The sequence below is a fragment of the Streptomyces sp. NPDC048416 genome, assembly GCF_043200435.1.
Taxonomy (GTDB): Bacteria; Actinomycetota; Actinomycetes; order Streptomycetales; family Streptomycetaceae; genus Streptomyces.
Genome location: NZ_JBICXU010000013.1, coordinates 174928 through 182986, shown reverse-complemented (window position 1 = coordinate 182986; position 8059 = coordinate 174928). Strand labels below are relative to the sequence as shown.

Annotated in this window: 5 protein-coding genes; 3 read left to right on the top strand and 2 right to left on the bottom strand. The window is 69.8% G+C overall.

Annotated elements, in window-relative coordinates; genetic code table 11:
• Nucleotides 1-169: 169 nt before the first annotated feature.
• Both ACGFW5_RS19155 and ACGFW5_RS19150 read left to right on the top strand, forming a co-directional pair.
• Complete coding sequence (locus tag ACGFW5_RS19155) at nt 170-781, top strand: TetR/AcrR family transcriptional regulator (RefSeq protein WP_393835420.1); 612 nt, start codon at nt 170-172, stop codon at nt 779-781.
• Between the two features lie 184 nt (nt 782-965).
• A complete protein-coding gene (locus tag ACGFW5_RS19150) occupies nt 966-1988 on the top strand; it encodes an endonuclease/exonuclease/phosphatase family protein (RefSeq protein ID WP_393835419.1) in 1023 nt (340 codons plus the stop codon).
• 18 nt (nt 1989-2006) lie between these two features.
• Here the strand turns inward: ACGFW5_RS19150 and ACGFW5_RS19145 are convergent, their stop codons facing one another.
• Nucleotides 2007-3758, bottom strand: coding sequence for an NAD+ synthase (locus tag ACGFW5_RS19145; RefSeq protein ID WP_393835418.1), 1752 nt, complete (start codon nt 3756-3758; stop codon nt 2007-2009).
• A 228-nt stretch (nt 3759-3986) separates the two neighbouring features.
• On the opposite strand from ACGFW5_RS19145, the gene ACGFW5_RS19140 reads away from it, so the two are divergent.
• The gene (locus ACGFW5_RS19140; protein WP_393835417.1) at nt 3987-5420 is read left to right on the top strand and encodes an APC family permease; all 1434 of its coding nucleotides are present in this window, start codon (nt 3987-3989) and stop codon (nt 5418-5420) included.
• 235 nt (nt 5421-5655) lie between these two features.
• On the opposite strand, the gene ACGFW5_RS19135 is transcribed toward ACGFW5_RS19140, so the two are convergent.
• Nucleotides 5656-7575 carry a protease pro-enzyme activation domain-containing protein gene (locus ACGFW5_RS19135; RefSeq protein WP_393835416.1) on the bottom strand — a complete coding sequence of 640 codons (1920 nt, stop codon included), beginning with the start codon at nt 7573-7575 and terminating at the stop codon, nt 5656-5658.
• Nucleotides 7576-8059 lie beyond the last annotated feature (484 nt).

The following is an 8059-nucleotide window of genomic DNA, read 5'->3' as shown; positions in this document are numbered from 1 at the left end:
CCGCCGCGATCTGGCACAACCACAAGACCCGCCAGCCCATCACGCGGTCACTGATCGCTTACGACCACTGATCACATCGGAATGACTCGTCTAGGTGTAGTGACCTGGACAATCATCGGGACGGTCGAGAAGAAGCGGAGCGGGCGTGACCCTGATGGACACACAGCACATGGACACACAGCACAAGGACGACGGACCACGGCGCGGGCGGCCCCGCTCCGAAGCCGCGGAGCGGCAGATCCTGGAAGCCGTGGTCGAGCTGCTGGAGGAGGGCGTGTCACTCGCCGGCCTCTCCATCGAGCGCATCGCCCGCACCGCAGGCGTCGGCAAGGCCACCATCTACCGGCGCTGGGCCGGCAAGGAGGAGCTGTACGTCGAGGTCGTCCAGTCCATGGAGTCGCCGAGCCCACCGCTGCCCGGCCGCTCCCTGCGTGACGACCTCGTCACCATGGTCGACCACGTACGGGTGCGCAGCGCGGCCAAGCAGTCCTCGGCCCTGCTGCACAACGTCTTCGCCCAGATGCAGAGTTACCCCAGGCTCTGGTCCAAGTACCACAGCCTGGTCATCGCCCCCCGCCGCCGGCTCGTCGACGAGCTGCTGCGGCGGGGCATCGAGAACGGCGAGATCCGCGCCGGCATCGACCTGGAGATGGCAGGGGACCTCTTCGTCGCCCCCATGCTGGTCCGCACCATGATGAGGCCCGGTACCGAGTTGCCGGGACCCGACCTCGCCGAGCGCATCGTCGACGCCGTTCTCGAAGGGCTGCGCCCGGCCCGCTGAATATGCGCGTTGTGTCACAGGGCCCCGCACCGGGCCCTGACCTGGAACCTGTCGCCGCGCCCGCTCGTCCTGCTGGCCGTGGAGATGTCGTGCGAGAGGCGCGACGGCAGGGAAGGCCGCCCCGTTTTCGCCTAGGGTCGAACAGCGGGGAACGGTGTGCGAGAACAGCAGTGAGGACAGCGGTATGGCGCGGGCGTACATGACGGAGACGGGCGACGGCAGCGCGGAGGACGAGCGCACCCGGTCCCGGTTCCGGCGCCTGCTCGACGGCTGGCGCGGCGATCGGGGCATCTGGCGGCGGGGCCTGGTGCTCACGGCCATCGCCGTCGTGATCACCCTCGTGATGATCCTGCACTCGCACATCCCCAACTCGATCGGCAACCTCGGTTCGCTCTCCGAGACCTTCCTGCCCTGGCTCGGCGTGTTCGTGCCGGTCCTGCTCGGCTTCGCCCTGTGGCGCCGCTCGGCGACCGCGCTGATCGCGCTGCTGCTCCCGACGATCGTCTGGCTCAACATGTTCGGCGGCCTGTTCACGGACAAGCAGAGCGCGGGCGGCAACCTGGTCGTGGCCACCCACAACGTCAACGCCGAGAACCCCGACCCGGCCGCCACCGCCCGCCAGGTCGCGGCCTCCGGCGCGCAGGTCCTGGCCCTTGAGGAGATCCCGGGCGACCAGGTGAGCACGTACAAGAAGGCGCTGGCGGACCTCTACCCGTACCACTCGGTGCAGGGCACGGTCGGCCTGTGGTCCAAGTACGAGCTGAGCGACAGCAGGCCCGTCGACATCAAGATGGGCTGGACGCGCGCGATGCGCTCCACCGTGAAGACGCCGACCGGCGACGTCGCCGTGTACGTGGCCCACATGCCGTCGGTACGGGTCAAGCTGAACGCCGGGTTCACCGCCAACCAGCGTGACAACAGCGCCTACACGCTGGGCGAGGCGATCTCCGCCGAGCCGAACAAGAAGGTGATCCTGCTCGGCGACCTCAACGGCACGATGAACGACCGCTCCCTGAACAACATCACCGCCCAGATGCGCTCCACCCAGGGCGCCGCGGGCCACGGCTACGGCTTCACTTGGCCCGCCGGGTTCCCGATGGCCCGCATCGACCAGATCATGGTCAAGGGCGTGCAGCCGAAGTCGTCCTGGACCCTCCCCCGAACCGGCAGCGACCACTTGCCGATCGCGGCGCGACTCCAGGTGTGAGCGCCCGGGGCGCCCCGCTCAGCCCGACTCGCGCCACCGGTTGGTGATGGGCAGGCGGCGGTCCTTGCCGAAGCCCTTGGGGGAGATCTTCGTACCCGGCGGGTACTGCCGCCGCTTGTACTCCGCGGTGTCCACCATCCGCAGCGTCCTGCCCACGAGTTCCGGGTCGTACCCGGCGGCCACGATCGCGTCCGCCCCCTGGTCCCGGTCGACGTACATCGCCAGGATCGCGTCGAGGACCGGGTAGTCGGGCAGCGAGTCCGTGTCGACCTGGCCCGGGCTCAGCTCGGCGCTGGGCGGCTTGGAGATGGAGTTCTCCGGGATCGGCGGGGTCTGGCCGCGCTCGGCGGCCGCCCGGTTGCGCCACCTGGCGAGCCGGAACACCACGGACTTGTAGACGTCCTTGATCGGCCCGTACGCCCCCACCGAGTCGCCGTACAGCGTCGAATAGCCCACCGCGAGCTCGGACTTGTTGCCCGGAGCGAGCACGAGGTGGCCCTCCTGGTTGGACAGCGCCATCAGCATCGTGCCGCGCAGCCGCGACTGAAGATTCTCCTCGGCGAGCCCGGTCAGATCGAGCGAGCCCATGTACGCGTCGAACATCGGCTCGATGGCGACGGTACGGAAGTTCAGACCCGTACGGCGGGCGAGCTCGGCCGCGTCCGTCCTGGAGTGGTCCGAGGAGTACTTCGACGGCATGGACACGCCGTACACATGGGCCGCGCCCAGCGCGTCGCAGGCGATCGCCGCGACGAGCGCCGAGTCGATGCCGCCGGACAGACCGATCAGGACGGACCGGAAGCCGTTCTTCGCGACGTACGCGCGCAGGCCCACCACGAGCGCCGAGTACACCTCCTCGTCGTCGTCCAGGCGCTCGGCGTACCCGCCGTCGAGCTCCGGCTCGTACGCCGGGACCGGCTCGGACGAGATCACCACGTGGTCGACGCGCAGCCCGTCGTCGAGCACCCCGGACGGCGCGGCGCCCGCGGCCGGCAGCTCCAGGTCGAGGATCACCGAACCCTCGGAGAACTGCGGCGCCCGCGCCACGACGTCGCCCCGCCCGTCGACGACGATCGAGTCGCCGTCGAAGACCAGCTCGTCCTGCCCGCCGATGGTGGCCACATAGGCGAGCGTGCAGCCCGCCTCGCGGGCCCGCCTGCGGACCAGTTCGAGCCGGGTGTCGTCCTTGTTCTGCTCGTACGGCGAGGCGTTGATGGAGATCAGCAGGCCGGCACCGGCCGAGCGGGTCGCCGGGACGCGGCCGCCGTCCTGCCACAGGTCCTCGCAGATGGCGAGCGCCACGTCGACGCCGCGCACCCGCACCACGGGCAGCGTGTCGCCGGGCACGAAGTAGCGGAACTCGTCGAAGACGCCGTAGTTGGGCAGATGGTGCTTGGCGAAGCTGAGCACCACCCGGCCGCCGTGCAGCACCGCCGCCGCGTTCTGCGGGGCGCCGGCGGGCTGCCCCAGGCGGGGGCTCGCGACGGGGGAGCGGTCGAGATGGCCCACCACCACCGGGAGCTCCCCGAAGCCCTCCGCGGCCAAGCGCTCCGCGAGGGCGCCCAGCGCCTGCCGGGACGCCTCGACGAAGGACGATCTCAGGGCCAGGTCCTCCACCGGATAGCCGGTCAGCACCATCTCGGGGAACGCCACGAGGTGCGCCCCCTGCTCGGCGGAGTGCCGGGTCCAGTGCACGATCGCCTCGGCGTTGGCGGCGAGGTCTCCGACCGTCGAGTCGATCTGATTCAGGGCGAGACGTAGTTGAGGCACCCCGCCACTTTAATCGTCAGAGCGACGCGATGGGGTGGAGCGACGCCGCGCGCCGCCCGCGTGCCGGTGGTCCGACGGCGCCGCGCGCCGCCCCCCGCCCGCGAGTTCGAGGTGGCGCGTTCCGGGTTGCCGCGCCGCCCGGCCCGCGGACCCGGCCACCGCACCGATCGTGGGTGGCCGCCCGTCGCCCGACATGCGGGACCCGGCCACCGCACCGATCATGGGCCCATGACGACCACGGACGCCTCCGATGAAGAACTCGTCGCCGACGAAGGGACCACACGGCGGTTCATCTCCTGGGTGACGCTCGGCCTGATGACGACGGCATCCGTCGCGAGCCTGCGCCCCTCACCCTCCATGGCGATCTACGGCCTCGCCGCGATCTTCCTCTACCTCCTGCCGGCCATCGTCTTCCTGCTCCCCACCGCTCTGGTCGGCGCGGAACTGGCCTCCGGCTGGACCGGCGGCATTTATCGCTGGGTGAGCGAGGCACTGGGCAAGCCGCTCGGCTTCCTCGCCGTCTGGTGCCAGTTCGCCATGACGATCGCGTACTACCCGAGCCTGCTGGCCTACGTCGCCTCGACCTTCGCGTACGTCATCAACCCGAGCCTGGCCGAGAACGGGCTCTACGTCGCCGTCGTCATCGTGGTCATCTACTGGACCGGCGTCTGGATCTCCTCCCGCGGCACGAAGACCGTCGCCGGACTCAGCTCGCTGGGGCTCGTGATCGGCACCCTCATCCCCGGCGTGGTCCTGGTCGTGCTCGGCTTCGTCTTCCTCGGCCAGGGCAACCCGTCGGCGGCGCCCATGAACAGCTCGCACTGGCTGCCGCCGTGGACCGGGCTCGCCAGCCTGGTCCTGATCGTCAACAACTTCCTGTCGTACGCGGGCATGGAGATGAACGGCGTCCATGTGTCCTCGCTGCGCGACCCCAAGCGCGAGTACCCGAAGTCGATGTTCCTTGCGACCGGTCTCGTCCTGCTGATCTTCGTCCTTCCGGCCCTGGCCATCTCCTGGGTGATGCCGTCCAAGGAGCTGAGCCTGACGGCCGGTCTGATGCAGGCCTTCCAGGCCTTCTTCGACCACTTCCACATCGGCTGGATGACCAAGGTCGTCGGCGTGATGCTGGTGGCGGCCGCGCTCGGCGGGATGCTCACCTGGCTCGCGGGACCCGCCAAGGGCCTGGTGCTGCTGTCGCGCCAGGAGGGCTATCTCCCGCCGTTCCTCCAGCGGTTGAACGCCTACGGCACCCCGCGGAACATCATGGTCGCGCAGGGCGTCATCACCACCCTCATCGGCATCCTGTACGCGTTCAGCGGCGACGTGTCGAGCGCCTACTGGATGTTCTCCGTCATCACCGTGCAGATCTACCTCATCGCCTACCTGCTGATGTTCGTGGCGGTGGTCAAGCTGCGCAGGACGCGGCCCGAGGTGGAGCGCGGCTTCCGGGTGCCCGCCGTCGCCTGGGTCGCGGGCACCGGGTTCGTGGCGTCGGTGGCCGCCCTGTTCATCGGGTTCGTACCGCCGGACCAGTTCGGCGGCCAGCCGCTCTGGCGCTATCTGCTGATCGTCGGCGGCGGTCTCCTCGTCCTCGGCATCCTCGCCCCGCTCGCGTTCCTGACGTTCCGCAAGCCCGGCTGGGTGCACCCGGACCACCGGTGACGGCGGCTGCCAGGGGGAGACCGTCACAACCCCGCGCTGCTGACTACTCGGTGCCGGGCAGCTTGCACATCCCCAGCCCGTCATGGGGGTCCCCCCTGGCCCTTGAGGCCTTGGGGGAGATTGAGGACGAGCGCCCTTCAGGCGCGAACGGGGTCTGGGGCAGAGCCCCAGGAAATGGGGGAGCCCCGCCCCTCGGCCAAGGACGACCGAAGAACGGGGCACGCCCCCGGAGGGACTAGCGGCGGAACGGGTTGGCGTACGAGGCGACGTAGCCGGGGGCGGGCGAGCCCACACCCGTCACGACGTCGTAGCCGCGCGTCGCGGCCAGCGAGCTGTCCTTGCCGAGCGAGCGCACGGAGGTCAGCACACCACCGGACGCGTCCACGCTGTTGGCGAAGTCGACGCGGGCGACCGCGAGGTCACGGTGCGCACCCAGCGGGTGGTCCGTCACGTCGTGGTAGAGCCGCGAGTCGAAGCGCTCGTAGATCGACGGGTTCGCGAACCCGATCGGGGAGCGCTTGGCCTGCTGGGCCAGCGCCTGGATACCCGTGGTGACCGGAGCGGCCAGCGAGGTGCCACCGATGCGGTACTCGTCGTACTTCACCGTTCCGTCGGGCCACGACTGCGTCTGGCCCACCAGGAAACCGGTGTTGGGGTCGGCCACGGCCGCGATGTCCGGAACCGTGCGCATCGCGGTCGCGCCGTTGGCCTTGGCCAGCGAGTCCGGCACGATGCCGCGCTGGTAGAACGGCTGCTTCACGGTCGAGCTGGTGCCGCCGCCCGCGCCGCCGGTGTAGGCGCCCGGGAAGTTCACCCAGCTCTTGCCGTCCGCGGCGAGGGCGGCCTTCTCGGTGCCCCAGCCGGTCTCGAACTGGTACGTGTCGTGCTTGCCGACCGCCAGCGAGGTGCCGCCGACGGAGGTCACCCAGGCGGAGTTGGCCGGGGTGTCGACCTGCTTCTTGCCGGTGTGGGCGGCCTCGTCGCCGTTGTCACCGGAGGAGAAGTAGAAGCCGATGCCCTCGATGGCGCCGAGCTTGAACGTCTGGTCGTAGGCGGCCTGGACGTCCGGGGTCTCGTTCGCCTCGATGTCGCCCCACGAGTTGGAGACCATGTCGGCGAGACGGTTGTCGACGACCTTGTTGAGGGCGTCGAGCAGGTCCGGGTCGTTGCAGGACGCGCCACCGACGTACACGATGTTCGCGTCGGGCGCGACGGCGTGCACGGCCTCGACGTCGAGGGATTCCTCGCCGTACCAGCCGGACGCGTCACACGCCTCGGTGCTGTTGAACTCGGCCGGAAGGACTTCGGTGTACTGGCCCTTCTTGTAGGCCTTGTCACCGTTGCGCTTGGCGTACTGCGCGGCGTCCTTCGCCATGGTGGGCGAGGCGTACGCGTCGGTGATGGCGACGGTCACGCCCTTGCCGGTGTACTTGCCGGCGCCGTAGGCGGCACGCAGCTGTTCGCCGGTGTAGCCGTGCACGGCGTACGGGATCTTCGTGCCGTACGCGTCGGGCAGCGTCTTGGCGATGTTGGAGCCGTAGTACGTCGAGAACGGTCCCGCGTTGCGGAAGCCGGCGCCGGGGCCGGGCAGCGTGTCCTCGTGCGTCGCCTGGTGCGGCGCGTTGTCCAGGCCGGTCACCGTGAGCACGGCGTTGGCCAGCGCGTTCGGCGCGGACGCGGCCTTCGAGGGAGCCCGGTAAGTCCGGTTGTCCTTACGGTAGTTGCGCAGCTGCGTGGCGAACGCCTTCTGCGCGCCCGCCACGTCGCCGGACACCGAGATGTAGTGCTGGTTGGAGCCCGTGATGGTCAGTCCGGACGACTTCAGCCACGTGGTGACCGCGTCGATCTGCCCCTTGGTCGCGCCGAAGCGCTGCTGCGCCTCAGCGGCGCTGAGGTACTTCCCGTACGACGCCGACTGCGGGTCGGACACGGCCGCGGCGTATGCGTCGAGGCCCTTCGCGTCCCGCCCGACGAGGTAGACCCGGGCGTTGACCTTGGCGGACGTGGCCGTCGCACCCTGGTCGGCGGAGCCGGTGGCCCAGACGGGCTTGGTGCCCGCGAGGGCCGCCCGCCCGCTCGGGACCGGGTCGGCCGCCTGAGCGGACGGTATGCCGAGGGCGAGCGCACCGGCGAGCAGTGGCAGTGTCGCTGCCATGCTCATACCGGCGCGCCGCCTGGCGCGGCTGCTTCTCATGTAACCCCCTGCGTGAGGTCTTCGCCTGCTGTACATGCGCTGTCTGATGTGCGCATGTAATGCGTCACTCTTGTCAGGAACGGTTCATGCGGGGGGCATGTGATCACCAAGAAACGCCAAAGAGCGTTTAACTGTGGCCAGTTGGAACGCGGCGAAGCGGCTCTTTTGCTCAGTATCAGTGCGATCAGGCCGATTTCGCTCGGAGCGGCGGGGTTTGCTGGGGCTCTGCCCCAGACCCCGTTCGCGCCTGAAGGGCGCTCGTCCTCAATCTCCCCCAAGGCCTTAAGGGCCAGGGGGGGGACCCCCATGACGGGCTGAGGGTGTGCATGCGGGCCGGCACCGAGTAGTCGGGGGCGCGGGGAACTGCGCGAGAAGCGGGCACGGCCCGCACCGGAAGCGGGGTGGCTGAGGTGGCTCGCACTGGGCACCCTGCCAAGGTCGGCTG